Source organism: Mycobacterium sp. MOTT36Y, assembly GCF_000262165.1.
In the GTDB taxonomy this organism is placed as follows: domain Bacteria; phylum Actinomycetota; class Actinomycetes; order Mycobacteriales; family Mycobacteriaceae; genus Mycobacterium; species Mycobacterium intracellulare.
Map to the genome: position 1 here is coordinate 2,542,618 of NC_017904.1, position 22,858 is coordinate 2,565,475.

A 22,858-nucleotide genomic window follows, 5' to 3' on the forward strand; every position below is an offset into this window, starting at 1 on the left:
ACGCCGATAGTTCATGCCGAGACACAAGGGGCTGAGGAGAAAGATGAGCGGACCGCAGGGATCGGACCAGCAGTGGCAACCGCCCGGCCAAGGTCAAGGCAGCGACCACTCGTCGGACCCGACCCAGGTGGCGCCGTCCTGGCACGACCAGCAGACCCAGGAGGCCTCGTGGCAGGCGCCCGCCTACACGCCGCCGGCCGAATACCCGCAGTACCAGCAGCCGGCTGAACAGGCCTATCCGCAGCAGTACCCCCAGCAGCCGGGCTATGCCCAGCCCGGGCAGTACGGTCAGCCGGGTCAATACGCCCAGCCGGGTCAGTACGGGCAGCCGGGCCAGTACCCGCAGCCCGGCCAGTACGGGCAGCCGGGCCAATACCCACCGCCGGGTCAATACGGGCAGTACGGTCAATACGGCCAGCCGGGCCAGTACCCGCAGCAGTACCCGCCCTATGAGCAGCCTGGCAAGAAGCGACCGGTTGGGCTGATCGCCGGCGTGGGCGGCGGCATCGCGTTGCTGCTCGTCGTCGTCGTGCTGGTGCTGGGATTCTGGCAGCCGGGCTTCTTCGTCACCACCAAGCTCGACGTCAGCAAGGCGCAGGCCGGGGTTCAGCAGGTCCTCAGCGACGAAACGAACGGCTACGGCGCCAAGAACGTCAAGGACGTCAAGTGCAACCACGGCCAAAACCCGACCGTCAAGAAGGGCGCCACGTTCGACTGCGACGTCAGCATCGACGGCGCGCCGAAGCACGTGACGGTGACGTTCCAGGACAACAAGGGCACCTACGAGGTCGGCCGCCCTCAGTAGCGGACCCTCAGGTCGGCAGCGCGTCGAGCGCTTTCTGCAGGCGCGCGACCGACGATCCGACGCCCAGTTCGGTCGCCAGCTTGGCGGTTCGTTGCGGATCGGCCGCGACCAGCGGTAGTTCGTCGCTGGCCGTCGAAAACGTGACGTGCGCGTCGGTGGCCACCCGCACCACGTCGCCGGCCGCCTCGATGTAGTCCAGCGCGCCCAGCAGTTTCGCCCGCAGGCCCTTGGGCATCTTCGACTTCGGATCGTGGGCGGCGGCCAGGATCTGTTCCAGCGAGCCGTGCTGGGCCAGCAATGAGGCCGCGGTCTTCTCGCCGACGCCCGGGACGCCCGGTAGGCCGTCGGACGGGTCGCCGCGCAGCAACGCGAGTTCGGCGTAGGCGGGCCCGGCCCGCTCGACCGGCACGCCGTAGTGCTCGGCCACCTCGGCGGGCCCGAACAACGTGGCTTTGCTCAGCCCGCGGCCGAGGTAGAGCACCCGCACCGGGACCGGATCGTCCGACACCACCTGCATCAGGTCGCGGTCACCGCTGACCACCACGACCGGGTCGTCGCGTTCCCGCGCCGCCAACGTGCCGAGCACGTCGTCGGCCTCGAAACCCTCCGCGCCCGCCGTCGGAATCCCGAAGGCGTCAAGCAATTCGGCGATCATGTCTATCTGGGGCGTCAGGTCGTCGGGGACCTCCTCGATGTCCGGTTCGCCCGGCGGCTCGGGCTCGGCCACGCGGTGGGCCTTGTAGGACGGCACGAGGTCGACCCTGAACTGCGGCCGCCAATCCAGGTCCAGGCAGACCACCAGCCGGCTTGGTCGCTGTTGGGTAATCACGAAGGCGACGGAATCGATGAATCCGCGAACCGCGTTGACGGGCCGGCCGTCTGGGGCGGTGATCGAGGACGGGACCCCGAAATACGAACGGAACCACATGCTGGCGCCATCGAGCAGCACTAGTGGTCCTGGCATGCCGCATATGGTCTCACGCCGTCGAACGTCGACTTGTTGTCGGCCGGGCGACTCCACCCCGTCGAACGTCGAGTTGTTGTCGGCCCACGGGCGAAATCGGCGCAACAAGTCGACGTTCGGCGGGCGGGTTAGCCTGACTGCCATGGAGTCACACCGCTTCGACGCAGCCGTGTATGCCCGTCGATTGGCCGCGGCCGCTGCCGCGGCCGCCGATGCGGGTCTGGCCGGGCTGGTGATCACGCCGGGGTATGACCTGCGCTACCTGGTCGGGTCGCGCGCCCAGACCTTGGAGCGGCTCACCGCGCTGGTGTTGCCCGCGTCCGGTGACCCGACGGTGGTGGTGCCGCGACTGGAGCTGGCCTCGCTGAAGGGGTCGGCCATCGCCGAACTCGGCCTGGCGGTGGTCGATTGGGTCGACGGCGACAATCCCTACGATCTGGTGGGCGCCGGGCTGGGCGGTGCTCCCGCCGCGACCGCCGTGACCGATTCCATGCCGGCGCTGCATCTGCTCCCGCTGGCCGGTGTGCTCGGCGCGCTGCCGGTGCTGGCCACCGACGTGTTGCGCACGCTGCGAATGGTCAAGGAGGAGTGCGAAGTCGACGCGCTGCGCAAAGCCGGCGCGGCCATCGATCGGGTGCACGCCCGGGTGCCGGAGTTTTTGGTGCCCGGCCGCACCGAGGCCGACGTCGCCGCCGACATCGCGGACGCCATTGTGGCCGAAGGGCATTCGGAGGTGGCGTTCATCATCGTCGGATCCGGGCCGCACGGCGCCGACCCGCATCACGGGTATTCGGATCGCGAACTGCAGGCCGGTGACATCGTCGTTGTCGACATCGGCGGCGCCTATGAACCCGGGTACAACTCCGATTCGACGCGCACCTACAGCATCGGTGAGCCGAATCCAGAAGTGGTTGAACAGTATTCGGTGCTGCAGCGCGCCCAGCGCGCCGCTTATGAGGCGGTACGCCCGGGCGTGACGGCCGAGCAGGTCGACGCGGCCGCCCGCGATGTGCTGGCCGCCGAAGGACTCGCCGACTATTTCGTGCACCGCACCGGGCACGGCATCGGCTTGTCGGTGCACGAAGAGCCCTACATCGTCGCCGGAAACGACCTCCCGTTGACCGCGGGCATGGCGTTTTCCATCGAGCCGGGCATCTATTTCCCAGGCCGCTGGGGCGCGCGCATCGAGGACATCGTCGTCGTGACCGAGGACGGCGCCCTGACCGTCAACAACCGGCCGCACGAACTGATCGTCGTTCCGGTCGGCTGACGCTGTGGATGCCTGAGTTGTGGCGGCTCGGGGGCGCGGCTAGCTTGGCGGCAGCGATCATTGGGTGAGTAGCGTCGCCGGACGGGCCTGAGCGAAAATTTCCCGTGTGGCTCCCTTGGCCGTTGATCCGGAGGCGATGTACGCCGCGGGCAGCGCGGTGGTTGCCGCTGGTGATGGCCTTGCCGCGAGTCTGGCCATCCTGACCGCTGGTTTGTCGGCCCACACCGGGGTGGACCGCGCCGGCGAGGTGTTCGGCTTGGGGTATCAAGACACGGCGGAATCGCTGCTGAAAGCGGCGGCGGCGGCCGTCAACGCGTGCCGGAAATGCGGGGCCATCATCCAGCAGGGCGCGGCGAACTATTCGAACGTCGACGCGGCTTCGACGCTGGGCGGCGGTGGCGGCGTATTGCAGTCGCCATCTCCGCCGGCCGAGCTCGCCGCGCCCAAAGCCCCGGGAACGATGGGGCCCGGCTAGCCGCCACCGATGCTGTGGGCGGTCGTGCAGTCGTTTGTTCTCGAGTTGTGGCCCGACGGCGATGTAGCGGGTTTGCGTGCGGCCACATCTCGTTGGCGTGGCTTCGCCGCGGCGGCCAAAGGGGTGGAAAACGGTCGAGCTTCCACGACTCATGGACAATCCACGTGTCACCAAGATCGTGATCATCGATCCCGAAACAGGTGCTGAAACAACGGTTTTCGAGCGATGAAGGAGCCGAGGATGGATCCGGCCGACATTAGCGCCGCAATTGTCGTGGCCATCAGCGACACCACCGTTCCTCATATCGACAAACAGAAGGTGCTGGAGGTGTACGGGCCATCGCAAGCCGAATTGCTGGTTTCGCGTATTTCCGCACTGGTGCGTGAGGCAGTTGGCATGCCGATCGAGTGGGGCAATATGACGTTAGCGGAGGGCGTGAACGATATCCTCCGACGATTCCATCAAAAGCATCCAGAGTTATCCCAGGAAGCGTTGCATGAGATTGGCCGATGCGTTGGATGGAATCTTCGTTAACGGATGCTGCGATCGGCAAACTGCTAGACCAAGTTATCGCACCGGCGGCCTAGGCGTAGTCCGGCCCGGCTGACCTAGAAAAAATGTAATGAAATATGACGACACCTACTTTTCGCGAGACGATAGGTATTCGATCGGCGTCGAGACGATGTCGGGTCGATACTACGCTTCCATACCTGTGAGCAACGGAATCGTTGACTACGAAGAATATTACGAGCTCACGCCGAGTCAATACCACGAGTTTCTACGCGACAGCGGAGCGGCAATTCAATTCGTAGAAGCTTGCCGCAGGCATGAGCATGACGACCTACTGCTACAACAACCAGGCAATAATCGCGGAACTCCGGTGTGAAGGCCGAACACAGTCGCCGTCGGTCGGTCGCGGCGAGATCCGAGGCGATCCGTCTCGGCGCTCTTACGCGCCCCGGTCCAAAAGATCCGACGACCCGAGCACCCGCTCCACCTGAACCTCGATGACCACGCGCCGCGGGTTGGGGCGCGGCGTGCGGTAGCGCTGGGCGTAGCGCAACTCGGCGTCGCGCACCGCGTCGGCGTCGCTGTTCACCTTGGACCGGCCCTCCAGCGACAGCCAGCGCGCGCCGTCGACCTGGCTCAGCACGGCCAGCCCGCCGCGATCGGCGTTGACCGCCTTCTGGGACCCGCCGGTGGTGATGACCCGCGCGATGTGCGTCCTGGGGTCGAAGGTGAAGCCGACTGCCACCACGTGCGGCGAATTGTCGGCTCGCAACGTGGTGAGCATGGCCAGATGGCGTTCCGACAGAAACGCGAGGGCCTCGTCGGTTAGTCGGGTCGTGGTATTCGCCATCACCGCTCACGCTAGCGCAGGTAATAATCGCAGCCGTGGACGACACGGGCGCGGGTCCAGTACTAATCCTGGGCGGACGCAGCGAAATCGGGGTCGAGTTGGCGCGACGCCTGGCCCCCGGGGCGACGGTGGTGCTGGCCGCGCGCCGCGCCGATCAGCTCGCTGACCAGGTCAGCGCGCTCAAAGCGGCCGGCGCCGCCGCGGTCGACACCAGGGAATTCGACGCCGACGACCTGGCCTCGCACGCCGCCCTGGTCGCCTCGGTCGTCGCCGACCACGGGCCCATCGGCACCGCGGTGCTGGCCTTCGGAATCCTGGGCGACCAGGCTCGCGCCGAGACCGACGCCGCGCACGCGGTCGCCGTCGTGCACACCGATTACGTCGCCCAGGTCAGCATGCTCACCCACCTCGCCGCCGCCATGCGCAACGCCGGCAAAGGCCGACTGGTGGTGTTCTCCTCGATCGCCGGTGCCCGGGTGCGGCGCGCCAACTACGTCTACGGCTCGGCCAAAGCCGGCCTGGACGGCTTCGCCAACGGTCTGGCCGACGCGCTGCACGGCACCGGGGTGCGGGTGCTGATCGCCCGCCCGGGATTCGTCATCGGGCGTATGACGGAAGGCATGACGCCCGCGCCCCTGCCCAGCACGCCCACGAAGGTGGCCGCCGCGACCGCGCGGGCGCTGGCGAAAGGCCGGCGCACCGTGTGGATCCCATGGGCGCTGGGACCCGCGGCCGCCGTGATGCGATTGGTGCCCGCGTTCCTCTGGCGCAGGATGCCGCGATGATGCGCGCCCGCGGCGATGAGGGGCCGCGCTCGTGATCGTCGTCGTCGGTATCGGCGCCGACGGCATGGCCGGTCTCGCCGAAGCATCGCGAGCCGAATTACGAAGGGCCACAGTTATTTACGGCTCCCAGCGCCAACTTAACGTGCTCGACGACACGGTGCCCGCGCGCCGCCGGGAGTGGCCCTCGCCGATGCTGCCCGCCCTGAAAGCGCTGCCCATGGACGACGACATCCACGTGGTGGCCAGCGGCGACCCGCTGCTGCACGGCATCGGCGGCACGCTCATCCGCCTACACGGCCCCGAGAAGGTACGGGTGCTGCCGCACGTGTCCTCGGTGACACTGGCGTGCGCGCGGATGGGCTGGAACGTCCACGACACCGAGGTGATCAGCCTTGTCACCGCGCAACCGCACACCGCGGTGCGCCGCGGCGGGCAGGCGATCGTGTTGTCGCAAGGCAGATCCACACCCACCGAGCTGGCCACCCTGCTCAACGCGCACGGCCGCGGTGATTCGCAGCTCACCGTGCTCGAAAGGCTCGGCGGCCCAGACGAACACCGCCGCGACGGCACCGCCCGCGACTGGGCCGGCGGCGCGCCCGGCCACGTCGACGACCTCAACGTGATCGCCGTGCGCTACCTGCCCGACGAACGCGTCTCCCCAATACCCGACGACGCATTCACCCACGACGGCCAGATCACCAAACTCGGGATCCGCGCGGTGACGCTGGCCGCCCTGGCGCCGCGGCCGGGGGAGCGGTTATGGGACGTCGGCGCGGCCTCGGGCAGCATCGGCGTCGAGTGGTGCCTGAGCGGACCGGGTTGCGGCGCAATAGCCTTCGAACGCGACGAACAACGCCGTCACAACCTTGAGCGCAATGCCGCGGCTTTCGGCGTCGGCATCGAGGTGCGCGGCGACGCCCCCGAGGCCTTTGACGGCGCCGCGCCGCCGTCGGCGATCTTCATCGGCGGCGGCCTGACCCAGCCCGGCCTGCTCGACGCCTGTCTCGACCACCTGCCCGCCGGCGGGCGGCTTGTCGCTAACATGGTCACCACCGAATCGGAAGCCGCTGTCACACAGGCATATACGCGCCTCGGCGGTGAGCTGCGACGCTTCCAGCACTATCACGGCAAGGCCCTGGGCGCCTTCACGGGCTGGCAGCCGCACTACCCGGTCACCCAGTGGGTGATGACCAAATGACGGTATATTTCATCGGCGCCGGGCCGGGCGCCGCCGACCTGATCACCGTCCGCGGTCAACGGCTCCTCCGAACCTGCCCCGTGTGCCTGTACGCCGGGTCAATCATGCCCGACGACCTGCTGGCGCTCTGCTCTAAGGACGCGAAAATCGTTGACACGGGCCCGCTCACGCTGGAACAGATCATCGCCGAACTACGTGACGCGCATGCCGCAGGACACGACGTGGCGCGGCTGCACTCCGGCGACCCGTCGCTGTACAGCGCGCTGGCCGAACAGTGCCGCCGACTCGACGCGCTGGGCATCGACTACGAAATCGTGCCGGGCGTACCGGCTTTCGCCGCCGCTGCGGCCGCCCTGAAGCGCGAGCTCACCGTCCCCGGCGTCGCGCAGACGGTGACGCTGACCCGGGTGGCGACCCTGTCGACCGCGATGCCGCCCGGCGAAGACCTGGCGACGCTCGCCCGATCCGGCGCCACCCTGGTCCTGCATCTGGCGGCCGCCCAGATCGACGCCATCGTTCCGCAACTGCTCGACGGCGGCTACCGCCGCGAAACACCCGTCGCCGTCGTGGCTTTCGCGAGCTGGCCGCAGGAGACGGTGCTGCGCGGCACGCTTGCCGACATCGCCGCCCAGATGCACGAGGCCGACATCACCAAGACCGCGGTCATCGTCGTCGGCGACGCGCTGACCGCGGGGGAATTCACCGACAGCTATCTGTATTCGACCGGGCGGGCCCGGGGGAGCAGGCATTGATGCGCGTCTTGCTGCTCGGCGGCACCGGCGAGGCGCGCGCGCTGGCGAAAACCCTGCACCCCCGCGTCGACGTCATCAGCTCCCTGGCGGGCCGGGTGCCGGACCCGGCGCTGCCCGTCGGCCCCGTGCGCATCGGCGGCTTCGGCGGCGTGGACGGCCTGCGGCGCTGGCTGCGCGACGAAGGCATCGACGCCGTCGTCGACGCCACCCACCCGTTCGCGGCCACCATGACGGCGCACGCCGCCACCGCATGCGGCCAATTGCGGATACCTCATCTGATCCTGGCGCGCCCGGCCTGGGATCCCGGCGAGGCACTTGTCGTCGGGTCGGACACGCATGCGGCGCAAACGGTTGCCCGGCAGGGCTATTCGCGCATATTCCTCACCACCGGTCGCTCCGGCGTCCACGCCTTCGCCGGCAGCGACGCGTGGTTTTTGATCCGGGCGGTCACCGAACCCGACAGCGCCTCGCTGCCGCGTCATCACCGGCTGGTGCTCTCGCGTGGCCCGTACCGCTACGACGAGGAAGTCGCGCTGTTGCGCGAGCACCGCATCGACGCGCTCGTCACCAAGAACAGCGGGGGGCAGATGACGCGGGCCAAACTGGATGCCGCCGCCGCGCTCGAGGTGCCGGTGGTGATGGTGGCGCGCCCGCCGCTACCCGAAGGCGTCACCACCGTCGGCACCGTGGCCGACGCCGCGGAATGGGTTGGCGCGCTAGCCGGTTAGGTCGCTGCGCTCGCCGTCGGCCAGCAACGCATCGCGGGCGCGCGCGACCCGGGAGCGGATGGTGCCCACCGGGCAACCGCACACCGCGGCGGCGTCGGCGTAAGGCAGCCCGAGCAACTGGGTGAGCAAAAGCGCTTCCCGCTGTTCGGGATTGAGGCCGGCGATCATCGTCGTAACCTCAACGAGGTCTTCGAACCCGCGGGCGTTGCGGTCGCCGCGCACCACGTGTTCGGGATCGGCGCCCAGCGCGGCACGCGGCCGCGACTGCAGCTGGCGGATGTGATCGGCCACGACCCGGCGCGCGATGGACAGCAGCCAAGTCCGGGCGCTCGAGCGTCCGGAGAACCGCTCGATGGCGCCGATGGCGCGCAGGAAAGTCTCTTGGGTCAGATCGTCGGCATTGCCGGCATCGGAGAGGTAGGCGACGAACCGCCACACGTCTTGCTGGGTGGCTTTGATGAACGCCTCAAGCGCTCGCGCGTTCCCGCGCGCGGCGGACAAAGCAAGCTCGGTTACCGCCTCGTCGTCGCTCGGCGCGATCATGCTCAACCACCTTAGTTGCGCGGGTTTTCCGATCCTACGACGGGTCGTCGTAGAGGGCGCGGCGTGGTCGGGGGCGGCGTGGTTGATCGGCCGCAGGTGCCCGCGCCGTCGACCGCTCGACGGGTCGGCCGCCGAGGCGGGATAGTCGGCGTCGACCGAGCCATCGGAGCCGTGCCGCCGGTGCGAGCCCACGCGCTCGCGCGCCACCAACAACGCGAATGCCAGGCCCAACAACAGCGGCATGTGGCTGGCGATCCGGGTGGCCGTGACCTGTCCGTCGAAGGCGTCGACAATCACATAACCAAGCAGCGCAACGGAATACACGCCGGTGATCGCCGCCACCCCCGACGCGGAGGCGGGCCAGACGCCGGCGGCGACCATCGCCAGGCCCAACGCCAACAACCACGCCGTGGACTCGTGCATCAGGTGCTCGCCGGACATCGCGCCGTGCATGTGACCGGACACCATGCCGAAATCGACCCCACTGATCTGGGCCGCGGCAATCGCCACCTGGAACAGGCCCACCGCGATCAAACCCCAGCGCCGGTAGTGCGACCGCAACCAGCGCATCCACCTCGGGTGTCCGGAGGCTTGGTCGTCGATGCTGGCCATGATCTTGTCGACCAGGTCGGGTCCCTCGCCGGGCGCCACCGAGGCGAACCGACGGGTCTGCGCCGCCGCCCCGATAAGCCAGGAACGGCAACTGCGGCACGATTCAAGGTGGGCGTCGACCTGCTGCGCGAGCACCTGGGGTCGCTCGCCATCCAATCGAGCCGACAGCGCTTCACGCGCAACGTCACACCGCATCCCTGCATCGTTGCAGCACGACCGTTCGCGCGCAAAGAAGCCCGGCTTTTTGGCACCCGAACGAAATGGCGGGGAACTAAACGGCCGCCGCAACCGACCTCTGGTCGTACGCATCGCCAGCCCATCCACGAGATTCCGAAGAGGTATTCGTGTTCTTGCCTGAAGGCCCTAGACGATGACCGCCCCGATCTTTGCCGCGTTTCCTCCCGAAGTGCACTCGACCTTGCTCAGCAGCGGCCCCGGCCCCGCCCCGCTGCTGGCCGCGGCGACGGCATGGTCGTCGATGAGCACCGACTACGCGACCGCGGCGGCCGAGCTCAGCGGGTTGCTGGGCGCCGTGCAGGCCGGCGCGTGGGACGGGCCCAGCGCCGACCAGTACGTGGCCGCGCACGTTCCCTACCAGGCCTGGCTGGCGGAGAGCGCGGCCAAGAGCGCGACCGCGGCCAGCCTGCACGAGACCGCGGCCACCGCCTATACCGCCGCGTTGGCCGCCATGCCCACGATGGGCGAACTCACGGCCAACCACGCGGTGCACGGGGCGCTGGTCGCCACGAACTTCTTCGGCATCAACACCATCCCGATCGCCGTCAACGAAGCCGATTACGCGCGCATGTGGGTGCAGGCCGCGACGACGATGACCACCTACCAAGCCGTTAGCGAAGCCGCCCTGGCCGCGGTCCCGCCGACCACTCCCGCGCCGCCGATCGTCGTCCCGGGCGCCGAGGCCGGGACCGCCGGCGCCGCGGCGATGCAAGCGGCCGCCGTGGCGCCGGCGACGGATTCCGGCTCCAACCTCAACAACGCCGACACCTCGAGCGCCCAGCAGCAGGCCACCACCACGACGCAGTACCCGTCCTGGATGGACCAGCTGACCAAGTGGCTGCAGCAGTACACCCAGAATTTCGCGTGGCCGGTGTCCAAGGACCTCAACCCCGGTGGGTGGCCGTTCCCGCCGGTGCCGTGGGTCAACAGTCTCGCCTCGTTCTTCGGGCAGCTGGGACTGTCTCCGGCGCTGTCGACGGCGCTGGGTTGGGCCATCTTCCACACCTTGATGATCTTCTGGCCGTTCATCCAGCTGGCGATCCAGATGGCCGTGGTGCTGGCGCCGGTCGTCGTTGCCGCCATCGGCGCGGCCGCGGCCGGTGGGGCGGCTGCGGCGGTCACCGCGATCAGCGTCGGGATCCCGCTCGCGTCTGCCCCGCCCCTGCCGGCCGTCGCGGCGGCGCCCGCACCGGTGGTTGCTCCGGCGCCGACGATTGCCACCGCGCCCGCCAGTGTCAGCCACGTGTCGGCACCGTCCACCGCCCCCGCGACGGCGGTTGCCGGGTCGGCCGGCGGCGGACCGGTCGGCGGCGGACCCGGGGTGGGCTTCGGTCCGACGGCGACCGACGGAATCGGCGCGGGCCTCTCCAACGCCCTGTATGCGGTGGGGTTGTCGGGACTGTCGGCGCGCGGCAGCGCGAGCAGCCGGTCACGGCGCAAGTCGGAGGAGCCGTCCTCGGACGACCTCGACGCGCCCGCCGGCGCGGCCGCTGCCGCCGCAGCCAAGAAGAAGGCCCGGGCCCGTCGGCGCCGCGGCGGAACCGCCACCGAACGCGCCTACCGCTACGAATTCATGGACCTGGACCAGGATCTGGATCCGGGCGTTGATGCCGAGGATCCGGACGCCGCACGGCCCTCCGAGGACAGTGCGGGGCCGCTCGGATTCGCCGGTGCCGCAGCCAAATCCGACGCGGCCCGGGCCGCCGGATTGGCGACGCTGACCCGGGACGGATTCAGCGACGGTCCCAGCATGCCGATGATGCCGAGCACCTGGGACCGCGACTAGCCCTACGACGATGCAGCCCGCGTAGTGGGGTGCGGAGGAGTAGGGCAATCGGACTGAGCCCTATGACGATGCAGCCCGCGTAGCGGGGTGCGGAGGAGTAGGGCAATCAGACTGAGCCCTATGGCTGATAGCGCCGGGGAGTGAAGACCCGGTCCTCAGTGGAATCGGCTGAGTACCACTGGGTTTGCGATGACCCGACGATCAGCAGGCAGCGCATGTCGATCTCGGCCGGGTTGAGATCGGCCAGCCGGACGACGCGGACGTCTTCGTCGTCGCCCGACACGCTGCGGCCGATCACCACCGGCGTGCCCGGCTCGCGGTGGGCCAGCAAAATGTCGCGCATCGCACCGACCTGCCAGGTCCGCGTCTTCGACGCCGGGTTGTAGATCGCGAGCACCAGGTCGGCGGCCGCGGCGGCCTCAAGCCGCGCGGAGATCACCTCCCACGGCTTGAGCCGATCCGACAGCGAGATCACCGCGTAGTCGTGGCCCAGGGGCGCGCCGACCCGGCTGGCCACCGCCTGGGCCGCGGTCATCGCCGGGATCACCCGGATCTGCACGCCCGGCCATTGTTTGGCCTCTTCCAGCACCGCGGTCGCCATCGCGAAGACACCCGGGTCGCCCGACGACACCACCGCCACGGCCCGGCCCTGCTCGGCCAGCGCGCAGGCCAGCCGCGCGCGCTCGGGCTCGTCGCGATTGTCGCTGGGGTGCCGCTGCTGGCCCTCGTGCACCGGGACGCGATCCAGGTAACCGGCATAGCCGATCAGGTCGGTCGCCGCGGCCAGCTCCCGCCGGCTCTGCGGCGTCATCCAGTCCACGTCGCCGGGGCCCAGGCCCACCACCGCGACGCTGCCCGCCGCCTGCACCTCGGCGGCGCGCCGGTGCAGCCGACGGCCGCCGGGCAGCATGGCCAGCGAGAAGTACGGCACGCTGGTCTCGTCGACCTCCGCGGCGGGCAGGATGCGTTGTCCGGCGCTGCTGGCGCGTTCGACATAAAACGTGTCGTCGAGCTGTCCCGACGCCGAAAGCGCTTCCCGCACAGCGTGATATGAGCGCCCCAACTTGAGGACCACGGCGGCGTCGGCGTCGGCGAGCCGGCGGGTCAGTTCGGCGACCGGCAACGTGCCCGGCAGCACCGACAGCACCTCGTCGCCGGCCACCAGCGGCGTCGCCAGGGCCGCCGAGGCCGCGCTCACCGACGTGACGCCCGGAACGATGACCGCATCGAATCGCTCGGTCAGCCGCGTGTGCAGATGCATGTAGGAGCTGTAGAACAGCGGGTCGCCCTCGGCCAGCAGAGCCACGTTGCGCCCGCCGTCCAGGTGGGCGGCGATGCGTTCGGTGGCCTCGGCGTAGAAGTCCTCGAGCGCGCCGGCATAGCCGCCCGGATGGTCCGTCACCTCGGTCGTCACCGGGTAGACCAGGTGCTCCTCGATCTGGCCGGGCCGCAGATACCGTTCGGCGATGCCGCGCGCGATGCTGCGACCGTGCCGGGCGCTGTGATAGGCGACCACGTCGGCCTCGCCGATCACCCGCGCGGCCTTGACGGTCACCAGTTCCGGGTCGCCAGGTCCCAGCCCGACGCCCCACAGCGTCCCCCGGGCGGTCATTCGGCGTCGCTCGCGATCGCGTTGACGGCGGCAGCGGCCATGGCACTGCCGCCCCGCCGGCCCTGCACCACCAGATACGACATTCCGCGCGGACGGTCGACGAGCTCCTGTTTGGACTGCGCCGACCCGACGAATCCCACCGGCCCACCGAGCACGCCGGCCGGCGGCGCAAGCCCCTCGTCGATCAGCTCGAGCAGCCGGAACAGGGCCGTCGGTGCGTTGCCGATGGCCAGCACGGCGCCGTCGAGCCGCTCGGCCCACAGCTCGACCCCGGCCGCCGAACGGGTGGTCTGCCGGCGCGCGGCCAGCTCGGCCGCCCGCGGGTCGGCCACCAGCGACACGACCTCGTTGCCGGCGGGCAGCCGTGCGGTGGTGATCCCGGCGGCCACCATCGACGAGTCGCACAACACCGGGGCGCCGCCGCGCAGGGCCGCGCCGACGCGCTCGACGACGTCGTCGGTGAACGCGACGTGCTCGGCGACGTCGACCTGGCCACACGTGTGGATCAACCGGACGACGACGCGGGCCACGTCGGCGGGGAATCGGGCCAGGTCGGCCTCGGCGCGGATGGTCGCGAACGACTGGCGATAGATCTCCGCGGCATCGCGGATGTAGTCGAGCACCCGCTCACCCTAAGGCTTGTCAGGTTCGCAGCATCCGGTATCCGTCGCCGGTGGCGACCAGCACCTGACCGGCCGGCGGGCTGCCGCACGCGCGCTCGCAGCCCACGAAGTGCCGGTGCAGCGTGACGTCGGCGTCCAACGCCTCGGCGGCGTCGGCCCGCACGTCGGCGGCCGAGTGCGCACACCCGGGGCTGCCCGTGCAGGCGCTCACGGTCAGCCAGGGGGAGTTCTCGTCGAACACCAGCCCCAACGGGGCCAGCACGCGCAGCGCGGTGTCGGCCACGGATTCCTGCAGATCGCATACCAGCACCGAGCGCCACGGGGTGATCACCAGCGGCGCCTCGATCGCGGCCAGGTACTCCGCGACCCGCGCGGGCAGCACACCCAGTGGCGCCGCGGCCCCCAGCGTCACCCGGCCGTCATCCTGATCGATCCAGCCCACCGGCGCCTTGGTGACGACGGGAAAAGGTGTCCCACCCGGCTCGGCGTCGGGTAGTAGCCGACGGAGGTCAGCCAATTCCTGGACGCGCCAGGCGGTTTCGCGGATCTCGACGAAGCGCGTCGCGAGAGCGACGAGCGTCTCCACCACCTCGCCGGCGGCCAGCCGCACGCCGGTGTCACGTCCGGCGAGCAGCAGCGCGCAACCGTCGGGCGACGCGTGCACGCCGATGTCGGCGCGCAGACCGGACACGTCGGCCCGCCCGTCGTCGAGGCTGAACCAGAACCGGCCGCCCAGGTCCGCGAGGCGTGGCGCCGCGCAGATCGCGGCGTCCAGGTCGCCGACCCAGCCGCGCACGTCGACGTCGCCCCCGGCCCGCCCCGACAGCGGCGACGCGACGATGTTGCGGACGCGCTCATGCGTCGTCGACGGCAACAGGCCTGCGGCCGCCAGCGTCTCGGCCACCGCGGTGACGTCGGTCAGCCCGCGCAACTGCACGTTGCCCCGCGCGGTGAGTTCGAGCGTTCCCGACCCTGACTGCGTGGCGGCGGCGCTCAACGCCGCCAGCTGCGCGGCCGTGAGCATGCCCCCGGGTAACTGCACCCGGGCCAAAGCGCCGTCGGCGGCCTGGTGCACCTGCAGCGCACCCGGGCAAGCGTCGGTGTCACGCGTCCTGGCCACCTGTACACGGTACGGCCACCGGCTGAACACGGCGGCCGACATTGGCTTCAGGCAGACGTAAACCCTTACCCACGGCAACGGTCGCGCCCTACCGTCGGCACGGTGAGCATTGCCACCGCGCTCGACGCTGCCCCGAAACAGCCCGGGAGCGCCCAAACCGGCGCGCCGGGCGGGTTATGGGCGCGCCGCAAATGGGAGATCGTGCGTATCGCTTCCCCGCTGGCGTTGCTGGCCCTGTGGCAGCTGGGCAGCGCGGTCGGTGTCATCCCGCAAGATGTGCTGCCCGCGCCGTCGCTGATCGTCGAGGCCGGAGTCGAGTTGATCCGTGACGGCCAGCTCGCCGCCGCGCTGCAGGTCTCCTCCGTCCGTGTTGTCGAGGGGCTGGTCCTGGGTGGGGTGATCGGGGTCGGCGCGGGCGCGGCGGTCGGACTGTCCCGTTGGCTCGAGGCCACCGTGGACCCGCCCATGCAGATGATCCGCGCGCTGCCGCACCTGGGCCTGATCCCCCTGTTCATCCTGTGGTTCGGGATCGGCGAGCTGCCCAAGATCCTGCTGGTGGCGCTGGGGGTGGTCTTCCCGCTCTACCTGAACACCTTCTCGGCGATCCGCCAGGTCGATCCCAAAATGGTGGAAACCGCTCAGGTGCTGGGCTTTTCGTTCGCGCAGCGGTTCACCCGCATCCTCGTGCCCAGCGCGGCGCCGCAGGTGCTCGTCGGCTTTCGGCAGTCGCTGGCGATCGCGTGGCTGACCTTGATCGTCGCCGAGCAGATCAACGCCGACAAGGGAATTGGCTTCCTGATCAACAACGCCCGAGATTTTCTGCGGATCGACATCATCATCTTCGGACTGACCATCTATGCGCTGCTGGGCATCGTCACCGACGCGATCGTCCGCCTCATCGAGCGCCGCGCCCTACGCTACCGACACTGAAAGGTTCACGGTTGACAGTCATCGCAGAATCCGACGCCCACCCGCGGGTGCGGACCGAGGTCGCGGGGGAGCTGCGCCACGTCGACAAGTGGTACGGGAATCGCCATGTCCTCAAAGACGTTTCGGTGCGGGTGCGCGGCGGCGAGATCGTCGCGCTGGTCGGGCGCAGCGGGTCCGGCAAGTCGACGGTGCTGCGGGTGCTGGCCGGGCTCTCGCGTGACCACAGCGGCGAGCGCGTGGTGGCCGGCGCCCCGGCCCTGGCCTTCCAGGAGCCGCGGCTCTTTCCGTGGCGCGACGTGCGCACCAACGTCGGCTACGGCCTCACCCGCAGCCGCCTCCCGCGGCCGCAGGTGCGACAGCGCGCCGAGCGTGCGCTGGCCGACGTCGGGCTAACCGACCGCGCCGGGTCCTGGCCGTTGACCCTGTCCGGCGGGCAGGCGCAACGGGTTTCGCTCGCGCGGGCGTTGGTCGCCGAGCCGCGGCTGCTGCTGCTCGACGAGCCGTTCGGGGCGCTGGACGCGTTGACCCGGTTGACGATGCACGCCTTGTTGCTGGATCTGTGGCGCCGGCACGGGTTCGGGGTGTTGCTGATCACTCATGACGTCGACGAGGCGGTGGCGTTGGCCGACCGCGTGCTGGTGCTCGAGGACGGGCGCATCATTCACACGCTGACGATCGGCGAGCCGCGGCGCACACCCGGTCATCCCGGCGCCCATACCGAGCGGCATCGCGCCGAGTTGCTGGATCGACTAGGTGTGCAATCGTGAACCGAGAACAGGCCGATCCTTGCGACGTCGAATCGAACTCCACCGCAACGGCATCGCCCGGCTCGCCGTTTGGGATCACGGCCCCAGGGGCACACTCGTGGCCGTGGACACGGTGGAATACGCCCCCGGACGCTTAGCCGACGTCTTCGGCGACTCCCGACGTCCCACCGTCCTGCTGTGGCACGGCATGCAGACCGATGCCCGCGCGGCGTTCGGACCCCTGGCCGGTATGCTCAGCGACCGCGGCGCGGCCGTGGTGGCGCCGGACTGGAATTCCCATGCCGACGACGGCGGCCGGGCGGATCTGTTGGGATCGCTCGATTTCACCCGCGACTTCGCGGGCCCCGGCAACGGCATCGTGCTCGTCGGGTGGTCCATGGGCGGTTGCGCCGCGGCGGGTCTGACGCTCAACGCGGCGCGGTTCGACGCCACCCTCGTCCACACCGTGTGTCTGGCCGGCGCGTTCATGGTGCCCGATCCGCTCTCCGGTCAGGCGCCGGCCGACGCGCTATCGGATGGCCGCGCCGGCACGCCGTTCACGCTGCTGCACGGGCTGGCCGACGACGCCGTCCCGGTGAGTGCCAGCCGGGAGTTCGCCACCGCCCTGGGCCGCGCCGGCTGGCCGGTCGAGTTGGTGGAGCTCGACGCCGACCATGGTTCGATCGCCGGCGCCGACTACGACCCGGTGGCGGATCGCTACGAGCCCGGCATGAGCGAGGAGGCGCTGCGCGTCGCCGGGGAGGTCGCCACGCGGATTGCGGCCCTGATCGGTCACTGACCGACGCGAATCACCCGTCCGCGAGGCTCAGACGCCACCTCGCTCGACGCCACCAGCGCTGTGCCGCAAGAGTTTTCCGGGAGGGGAGGAAGCGCGAGTAAAGTGACGTCGGTGGCCGCGGCTTCGTCGAATGACCGGATGATCGCCGGGGTCGCCGCTGCCTCCGTCGCGCTCGGTGTCACCCAACTGGCCAGCATCCCGTTCGGTGCGCGGGCCGAACCCCGCGCCGCCGTGGGTTCTGCGGTCGTCGACCTGACACCGGGGCCCGTCAAAGAGTGGGCCATCCAAACGCTTGGCCCGCTGGACAAACCGTTCCTGGCCGTCGTCGTGCTCGTGGTGATCGCGACGATCGCGGCGATCGCCGGGACCCTCGAGACGCGGCGCCGCCCGTTCGGCAGCGTGGTGATCGCCGCGGCGGGCGTCCTCGGCTGCATCGCCGTGCTGTCGCGACCAGGCGGGACGGCGCCCGATACGCTCCCCACCATCGTCGGTGCCGCGTGTGGCGTAGGGGTGCTGCGGGTGCTCACCCGGCGGTTCTCGCCTGAGCCGGACGACGACGCAGACGACCAGGAGGTGGCACATCCAAGCCGGCGCAGGCTGGTCATGTACGGGTTGCTCGGACTGGGCGTCGTCAGTGGGGTAGTGGGGGCGTTCGGTACCCGGCTGGCGCATTCGGTGGAAGCCGACCGTAAGACGTTCGCCCTACCCCGGCCACGATCCCCGGCGCGTCCGATACCGGCCGAAGTGCAGCCGAAAGGCGTTGCGTTGCCGAGCTTTATCACTTCAAGTGCTGACTTCTACCGGGTCGACACCGCGCTGAGCGTTCCCCAGCTCAGCCGCGGCGACTGGCGCCTGCGGATCCATGGGATGGTGGACCGCGAGATCACCTTGAGCTTCGACGACCTCGCCCGCTTCGACATCGTCGAGACGGTGACCACGTTGACATGTGTATCCAACCCCGTTGGTGGAGATCTCATTTCAACGGGCATCTGGACCGGCTACCGGCTGGCGGAGCTGCTGGCCGCGGCCGGTGTACACCGCGATGCCGACATGGTGCTCTCAACGTCGATCGAGGGATTCACCGTCGGCACCCCTGTGCAGGCGGTCACGGACGGCCGCGACGCGTTGCTGGCGGTCGGCCTCAACGGTCAACCGCTGCCGGCCGAGCACGGCTACCCGGCCCGCATGGTGGTGCCGGGACTCTATGGCTACGTCTCGGCCACCAAGTGGGTGGTGGATTTGGAGCTGACCCGGTTCGATCGGGCCAAGGCCTACTGGACGCGGCAGGGCTGGGCGGCGCAAGCGCCCATCAAGACGGAGTCGCGGATCGACGTGCCCAGGGGTGGCCAGACGGTGCCGGTGGGGCCGGTGGTGTTCGGCGGCGTTGCGTGGGCACAAAATCGTGGCGTGCGGGCGGTCGAAGTCCGCATCGGCGACGGCGGCTGGCAACCGGCCGAACTGGGCGCGAGTTATTCCAATGAGACATGGCGATTGTGGCGCTTCCCGTGGCAGGCGAAAAGCCCCGGGCGGGAAACCATCACCGTGCGAGCCATCGACAACACCGGTGCCGTCCAGACCGAAGAGCGCGCCAATCCCGTCCCCGACGGCGCCACCGGCTGGCACACGGTGAACTTCGCCGTCGTGCCGGCGTAGCAGCCTATTTCGACGAGAGCTTCCGCCAACTGATCACCGCGATCGCTATGCCGACGAGCGCTGTGATCGGCCCGATGACGGACCAGGTGGTGGTGTTGCTCATCGGGCTGCCGCCAAGCACCCCGAACCCTTGCAGTGCCCAGATCACCCCGAACAACGCGATGATCAGCCCAACCGCGAAAGTGACGACGAATCCTCTGCTCATAGAGGGACCCTACGTGCCGATTCGGCGGTCCGAAGCCGCTGCGGTACGAATGACGGGTGGCTGAACCGACCATCCTGCTGCTGTCGACATCCGACACGGACCTGATCAGCGCCCGTTCCAGCGGGAAAAACTACCGGTGGGCCAACCCCTCGCGGCTCTCAGAGGACGAACTGCCCGACCTGCTGGCCGGCGTCGCCATCGTGGTGGTCCGGATCCTGGGCGGCTACCGGGCCTGGCAGGGCGGGATCGACACGGTGATCGCCAGCGGCGTGCCCACGGTGCTGGTCAGCGGCGAGCAGGCCGCCGACGCCGAGCTGACCGGCTTGTCCACGCTGGCGGCCGGCATCGCGGTCCAGGCGCACATCTACCTGGCCCACGGCGGCGTGGACAACCTGCGGCAGCTGCACGCCTTCCTCTCCGACACCGTGCTGATGACCGGGTTCGGGTTCACCCCGCCGGTCGTGACGCCGACGTGGGGCGAGCTGGCGCGGCCGAATGCCAAGGATGTCGATGGGCCGACGATCGCCGTGCTGTACTACCGCGCTCAGCATCTGGCCGGCAACACCGGTTACGTCGAATCGCTGTGTGGGGCCATCGAGGACGCCGGTGCACAGCCGCTGCCCGTCTACTGCGCATCGCTGCGCACCGCCCAACCCGAACTGCTGCAACGGCTCAGCGCCGCCGACGCGATGGTCGTGACCGTCCTGGCCGCCGGGGGACTCAAACCGGCCACCGCGTCCGCGGGCCGCGATGACGACAGCTGGAACGTTGAACACCTTGCCGCGCTGGATATTCCGATCCTGCAGGGGCTGTGCCTGACCAGCCCGCGCGCCCAGTGGTGCGAAAACGACGACGGCCTGAGCCCGCTCGACGTGGCCAGTCAGGTGGCCGTGCCCGAGTTCGACGGCCGCATCATCACGGTCCCGTTCTCCTTCAAAGAGATCGACGAGGACGGCCTGATCTCCTATGTCGCGGACGCGGAACGCTGCGCCCGGGTCGCCGGGCTGGCGGTGCGGCACGCGCGGCTGCGCCACGTCGCGCCGCCCGACAAACGGGTCGCCCTGGTGTTTTCGGCCTATCCCACCAAGCACGCCCGTATCGGCAACGCGGTGGGGCTGGACACGCCCGCGAGCGCCGTCGCGCTGCTGCGGGCGCTGCGCGATCGCGGGTACCACGTCGGTGACCTGCCCGGCGTCGAGGCGAACGACGGCGACGCCTTGATTCACGCGCTGATCGAACGCGGCGGCCAAGACCCCGACTGGCTCACCGAAGGCCAATTGGCCGGCAACCCGATCCGCGTGTCCGCCAAGGACTACCGCGCCTGGTTCGCGACCCTGCCCGCCGAATTCACCGACGCCGTCGTCCAGCATTGGGGACCGCCACCGGGGGAGCTGTTCGTCGACCGCAGTAACGACCCCGACGGTGAAATCGTGATCGCGGCAATCCAATCGGACAACGTGGTGCTGATGGTGCAGCCGCCCCGCGGCTTCGGCGAGAACCCGGTGGCCATCTACCACGATCCCGACCTGCCGCCCAGCCACCACTACCTGGCCGCCTACCGCTGGCTGGACACCGGGTTCGGGGCGCACGCCGTGGTGCATCTAGGCAAACACGGCAACCTGGAATGGCTGCCGGGAAAAACCCTGGGCATGTCGGCGGGCTGCGCGCCCGATGCCGCGCTGGGCAACCTGCCGCTGATCTACCCCTTCCTGGTCAATGACCCCGGCGAGGGCACCCAGGCCAAGCGGCGCGCGCACGCGGTGCTCGTCGACCACCTCATCCCGCCGATGGCGCGCGCCGAAACCTACGGCGACATCGCCCGTTTGGAACAGCTGCTTGACGAGCACGCCAACGTCGCCGCGCTGGATCCCGGCAAGCTGCCCGCGATCCGCCAGCAGATCTGGACCCTCATCCGGGCCGCGAAGATGGACCACGATCTCGGGCTCACCGAACGTCCCGCCGAGGACTCGTTCGACGACATGCTGTTGCACGTCGACGGCTGGCTGTGCGAGATCAAGGATGTCCAGATCCGCGACGGCCTGCACATCCTGGGCCAAAAGCCCACGGGGGAGCCCGAACTGGACCTCGTGCTGGCGATCCTGCGTGCCCGCCAGCTCTTCGGCGGCGAGCACGCCATTCCCGGCCTGCGCCAGGCGTTGGGTCTGGCCGAGGACGGCACCGACGAACGAACCAGCGTGGACGCGACCGAGACGGTGGCGCGGGAGTTGGTCGCGGCGCTGCAGGCCTCCGGCTGGGATCCCGATGCGGCCGAACGGCTCAGCGACAACCCGGACGTGGCGCGAGTGCTCCGGTTCGCCGCCACCGAAGTGGTGCCCCGGCTGGCCGGCAGCTCCGCCGAAATCGAGCAGGTGCTGCGCGCCCTGGACGGACGATTCATCCCGGCCGGCCCCTCGGGCTCCCCGCTGCGCGGCCTGGTCAACGTGCTGCCCACCGGGCGCAACTTTTACTCCGTCGACCCCAAGGCCGTGCCCTCCCGGCTGGCCTGGGAAGCCGGTGTGGCGCTGGCGGATTCGCTGCTCGCCCGCTACCGCGACGACCACGGTCGGTGGCCGCGATCGGTGGGACTGTCGGTCTGGGGGACCTCGGCGATGCGCACCGCCGGCGACGACATCGCCGAAGTGCTCGCGCTGCTGGGCGTTCGGCCTGTGTGGGATGACGCGTCGCGCCGTGTCGTCGACCTCGCCCCGATTCCCCTGAGCGAGCTCGGGCGCCCCCGCATCGACGTGACGGTCCGGATCTCCGGCTTCTTCCGGGACGCCTTCCCGCACGTGGTGACGATGCTCGACGACGCGGTGCGGCTCGTCGCCGGGCTCGACGAACCGGCCGACGACAACTTCGTGCGGGCCCACGCTGAGGCCGATCTGGCTCAGCACGGCGATCAACGCCGCTCGACCACAAGGATTTTCGGATCGAAGCCGGGCACCTACGGCGCCGGACTGCTGCAGCTCATCGACAGCCGCAACTGGCGTGATGACGCCGACCTCGCCGCGGTCTACACCGCGTGGGGCGGGTTCGCCTACGGACGCGACCTGGACGGCCGCGAGGCAGTCGACGACATGAACCGGCAGTATCGGCGTATCGCGGTGGCCGCCAAGAACACCGACACCCGGGAACATGACATCGCCGACTCCGACGATTACTTCCAGTACCACGGCGGCATGGTGGCGACCGTGCGGGCGCTGACCGGCCAAGCGCCCGCGGCCTACATCGGCGACAACACCCGCCCCGATGCGATCCGCACCCGCACCCTGTCGGAGGAGACCACGCGCGTGTTCCGGGCCCGGGTGATCAATCCGCGCTGGATGGCGGCGATGCGCCGGCATGGTTACAAGGGCGCGTTCGAGATGGCGGCGACCGTGGACTACCTGTTCGGCTACGACGCGACGGCTCAGGTGATGGCCGACTGGATGTACGAACAGCTCACGGAGCGTTACGTTTTGGACCCGGAGAACCGGAAGTTCATGGCCGAGTCGAATCCCTGGGCGCTGCACGGCATGGCCGAACGGCTGCTGGAGGCGGCCGGGCGCGGCATGTGGGCGCAGCCGCAACCGGAGACCCTCGACGGGCTGCGCCGGGCGCTGTTGGAAACCGAGGGCGACCTGGAGGGCTAGTTCTTCCGGCGAGCAGACACAAA

The 22,858-nt window shown here is 69.6% G+C and carries 22 protein-coding genes and 1 pseudogene; 15 read left to right on the plus strand and 8 right to left on the minus strand.

From position 1 onward, the window contains the following. Positions 1–43: 43 nt before the first annotated feature. On the plus strand, positions 44–805 hold the full coding sequence (locus W7S_RS11645) for a DUF4333 domain-containing protein (RefSeq protein ID WP_008256331.1): 762 nt from the start codon (positions 44–46) through the stop codon (positions 803–805). Positions 806–812: 7 nt separating this feature from the next. On the opposite strand, the gene W7S_RS11650 is transcribed toward W7S_RS11645, so the two are convergent. Next, positions 813–1,769, minus strand: a complete 957-nt coding sequence (locus W7S_RS11650; RefSeq protein ID WP_008256332.1) for a 5'-3' exonuclease — start codon at positions 1,767–1,769, stop codon at positions 813–815. Positions 1,770–1,911: 142 nt separating this feature from the next. Between W7S_RS11650 and W7S_RS11655 the strand changes: the two genes are divergently transcribed. The 4 genes from W7S_RS11655 to W7S_RS26205 all read left to right on the plus strand — a co-directional run bounded on the left by W7S_RS11655 (position 1,912) and on the right by W7S_RS26205 (position 4,400). Then, positions 1,912–3,039, plus strand: a complete 1,128-nt coding sequence (locus W7S_RS11655; protein ID WP_008256333.1) for a Xaa-Pro peptidase family protein — start codon at positions 1,912–1,914, stop codon at positions 3,037–3,039. 106 nt (positions 3,040–3,145) lie between these two features. Further along, complete coding sequence (locus tag W7S_RS11660; protein ID WP_225337376.1) at positions 3,146–3,514, plus strand: hypothetical protein; 369 nt, start codon at positions 3,146–3,148, stop codon at positions 3,512–3,514. A gap of 240 nt (positions 3,515–3,754) precedes the next feature. Further along, positions 3,755–4,048, plus strand: a complete 294-nt coding sequence (locus W7S_RS11665; protein ID WP_014711543.1) for a hypothetical protein — start codon at positions 3,755–3,757, stop codon at positions 4,046–4,048. A gap of 88 nt (positions 4,049–4,136) precedes the next feature. Further along, positions 4,137–4,400, plus strand: coding sequence for a hypothetical protein (locus W7S_RS26205; protein WP_080687334.1), 264 nt, complete (start codon positions 4,137–4,139; stop codon positions 4,398–4,400). Positions 4,401–4,463: 63 nt separating this feature from the next. Here W7S_RS26205 and W7S_RS11670 read toward each other — a convergent pair whose 3' ends face one another. Next, positions 4,464–4,874 (minus strand): F420-dependent biliverdin reductase, encoded by a 411-nt coding sequence (locus tag W7S_RS11670; protein ID WP_008256343.1) that lies wholly within the window; start codon positions 4,872–4,874, stop codon positions 4,464–4,466. Positions 4,875–4,909: 35 nt separating this feature from the next. Between W7S_RS11670 and W7S_RS11675 the strand changes: the two genes are divergently transcribed. Genes W7S_RS11675 through W7S_RS11690 form a run of 4 tightly spaced genes read left to right on the plus strand, consistent with a single transcriptional unit; the run spans position 4,910 to position 8,337 of the window. Next, positions 4,910–5,659 carry an SDR family NAD(P)-dependent oxidoreductase gene (locus W7S_RS11675; RefSeq protein ID WP_008256344.1) on the plus strand — a complete coding sequence of 250 codons (750 nt, stop codon included), beginning with the start codon at positions 4,910–4,912 and terminating at the stop codon, positions 5,657–5,659. Between the two features lie 31 nt (positions 5,660–5,690). Then, positions 5,691–6,857, plus strand: coding sequence for a bifunctional cobalt-precorrin-7 (C(5))-methyltransferase/cobalt-precorrin-6B (C(15))-methyltransferase (locus W7S_RS11680; protein WP_008256345.1), 1,167 nt, complete (start codon positions 5,691–5,693; stop codon positions 6,855–6,857). Beyond that, positions 6,854–7,609, plus strand: a complete 756-nt coding sequence (gene cobM, locus W7S_RS11685) for a precorrin-4 C(11)-methyltransferase (RefSeq protein ID WP_008256346.1) — start codon at positions 6,854–6,856, stop codon at positions 7,607–7,609. Before W7S_RS11680 ends, cobM begins: the two co-directional genes overlap by 4 nt. Beyond that, positions 7,609–8,337 carry a cobalt-precorrin-6A reductase gene (locus W7S_RS11690; protein ID WP_008256348.1) on the plus strand — a complete coding sequence of 243 codons (729 nt, stop codon included), beginning with the start codon at positions 7,609–7,611 and terminating at the stop codon, positions 8,335–8,337. The genes cobM and W7S_RS11690 overlap by 1 nt, the downstream gene beginning before the upstream one ends. On the opposite strand, the gene sigC is transcribed toward W7S_RS11690, so the two are convergent. Together sigC and W7S_RS27700 are read right to left on the minus strand one after the other, a co-directional pair. Further along, positions 8,326–8,880, minus strand: coding sequence for an RNA polymerase sigma factor SigC (gene sigC, locus W7S_RS27535; RefSeq protein WP_225337380.1), 555 nt, complete (start codon positions 8,878–8,880; stop codon positions 8,326–8,328). The genes W7S_RS11690 and sigC overlap by 12 nt on opposite strands. 126 nt (positions 8,881–9,006) lie before the next feature. After that, a pseudogene (locus W7S_RS27700) lies at positions 9,007–9,801 on the minus strand (DUF2275 domain-containing protein); the annotation flags it as partial. A gap of 61 nt (positions 9,802–9,862) precedes the next feature. On the opposite strand from W7S_RS27700, the gene W7S_RS11700 reads away from it, so the two are divergent. Continuing rightward, positions 9,863–11,515, plus strand: coding sequence for a PPE domain-containing protein (locus W7S_RS11700; RefSeq protein ID WP_008256352.1), 1,653 nt, complete (start codon positions 9,863–9,865; stop codon positions 11,513–11,515). 118 nt (positions 11,516–11,633) lie between these two features. Here W7S_RS11700 and W7S_RS11705 read toward each other — a convergent pair whose 3' ends face one another. Genes W7S_RS11705 through cobG form a run of 3 tightly spaced genes read right to left on the minus strand, consistent with a single transcriptional unit; the run spans position 11,634 to position 14,870 of the window. Next, complete coding sequence (locus W7S_RS11705; RefSeq protein ID WP_008256354.1) at positions 11,634–13,127, minus strand: precorrin-2 C(20)-methyltransferase; 1,494 nt, start codon at positions 13,125–13,127, stop codon at positions 11,634–11,636. After that, entirely contained in the window at positions 13,124–13,750 is a 627-nt protein-coding gene (locus W7S_RS11710) for a precorrin-8X methylmutase (protein ID WP_008256356.1), read from the minus strand. Before W7S_RS11710 ends, W7S_RS11705 begins: the two co-directional genes overlap by 4 nt. Before the next feature lie 19 nt (positions 13,751–13,769). Beyond that, positions 13,770–14,870, minus strand: a complete 1,101-nt coding sequence (gene cobG, locus W7S_RS11715; RefSeq protein ID WP_008256359.1) for a precorrin-3B synthase — start codon at positions 14,868–14,870, stop codon at positions 13,770–13,772. 102 nt (positions 14,871–14,972) lie between these two features. Between cobG and W7S_RS11720 the strand changes: the two genes are divergently transcribed. The 4 genes from W7S_RS11720 to W7S_RS11735 all read left to right on the plus strand — a co-directional run bounded on the left by W7S_RS11720 (position 14,973) and on the right by W7S_RS11735 (position 18,998). Further along, complete coding sequence (locus W7S_RS11720) at positions 14,973–15,800, plus strand: ABC transporter permease (RefSeq protein ID WP_008256361.1); 828 nt, start codon at positions 14,973–14,975, stop codon at positions 15,798–15,800. Between the two features lie 11 nt (positions 15,801–15,811). Further along, the gene (locus W7S_RS11725) at positions 15,812–16,567 is read left to right on the plus strand and encodes an ABC transporter ATP-binding protein (RefSeq protein WP_008256363.1); all 756 of its coding nucleotides are present in this window, start codon (positions 15,812–15,814) and stop codon (positions 16,565–16,567) included. A gap of 103 nt (positions 16,568–16,670) precedes the next feature. Next, on the plus strand, positions 16,671–17,345 hold the full coding sequence (locus W7S_RS11730) for a S9 family peptidase (RefSeq protein WP_036429219.1): 675 nt from the start codon (positions 16,671–16,673) through the stop codon (positions 17,343–17,345). 138 nt (positions 17,346–17,483) lie between these two features. Then, complete coding sequence (locus W7S_RS11735; protein WP_268818657.1) at positions 17,484–18,998, plus strand: molybdopterin-dependent oxidoreductase; 1,515 nt, start codon at positions 17,484–17,486, stop codon at positions 18,996–18,998. A 4-nt stretch (positions 18,999–19,002) separates the two neighbouring features. Here W7S_RS11735 and W7S_RS11740 read toward each other — a convergent pair whose 3' ends face one another. Continuing rightward, positions 19,003–19,203: a hypothetical protein gene (locus tag W7S_RS11740; protein WP_020822433.1), complete on the minus strand. Its 201-nt coding sequence runs from the start codon at positions 19,201–19,203 to the stop codon at positions 19,003–19,005. A 56-nt stretch (positions 19,204–19,259) separates the two neighbouring features. Between W7S_RS11740 and cobN the strand changes: the two genes are divergently transcribed. Then, positions 19,260–22,835, plus strand: coding sequence for a cobaltochelatase subunit CobN (cobN, locus tag W7S_RS11745; protein ID WP_008256369.1), 3,576 nt, complete (start codon positions 19,260–19,262; stop codon positions 22,833–22,835). The last annotated feature ends 23 nt before the right edge of the window (positions 22,836–22,858 follow it).

Excerpts from the sequence above, each read along its gene's own strand:
- sigC (WP_225337380.1), bottom strand. The coding sequence starts at position 8,880 with ATGATCGCGCCGAGCGACGACGAGGCGGTAACCGAGCTTGCTTTGTCC.
- W7S_RS11690 (WP_008256348.1), top strand. The coding sequence starts at position 7,609 with ATGCGCGTCTTGCTGCTCGGCGGCACCGGCGAGGCGCGCGCGCTGGCG.
- W7S_RS11705 (WP_008256354.1), bottom strand. The coding sequence starts at position 13,127 with ATGACCGCCCGGGGGACGCTGTGGGGCGTCGGGCTGGGACCTGGCGAC.
- W7S_RS11700 (WP_008256352.1), top strand. The coding sequence starts at position 9,863 with ATGACCGCCCCGATCTTTGCCGCGTTTCCTCCCGAAGTGCACTCGACC.
- W7S_RS26205 (WP_080687334.1), top strand. The coding sequence starts at position 4,137 with ATGAAATATGACGACACCTACTTTTCGCGAGACGATAGGTATTCGATC.
- W7S_RS11645 (WP_008256331.1), top strand. The coding sequence starts at position 44 with ATGAGCGGACCGCAGGGATCGGACCAGCAGTGGCAACCGCCCGGCCAA.
- W7S_RS11735 (WP_268818657.1), top strand. The coding sequence starts at position 17,484 with ATGATCGCCGGGGTCGCCGCTGCCTCCGTCGCGCTCGGTGTCACCCAA.
- W7S_RS11655 (WP_008256333.1), top strand. The coding sequence starts at position 1,912 with ATGGAGTCACACCGCTTCGACGCAGCCGTGTATGCCCGTCGATTGGCC.
- W7S_RS11650 (WP_008256332.1), bottom strand. The coding sequence starts at position 1,769 with ATGCCAGGACCACTAGTGCTGCTCGATGGCGCCAGCATGTGGTTCCGT.
- W7S_RS11740 (WP_020822433.1), bottom strand. The coding sequence starts at position 19,203 with ATGAGCAGAGGATTCGTCGTCACTTTCGCGGTTGGGCTGATCATCGCG.
- cobM (WP_008256346.1), top strand. The coding sequence starts at position 6,854 with ATGACGGTATATTTCATCGGCGCCGGGCCGGGCGCCGCCGACCTGATC.
- W7S_RS11670 (WP_008256343.1), bottom strand. The coding sequence starts at position 4,874 with ATGGCGAATACCACGACCCGACTAACCGACGAGGCCCTCGCGTTTCTG.
- W7S_RS11665 (WP_014711543.1), top strand. The coding sequence starts at position 3,755 with ATGGATCCGGCCGACATTAGCGCCGCAATTGTCGTGGCCATCAGCGAC.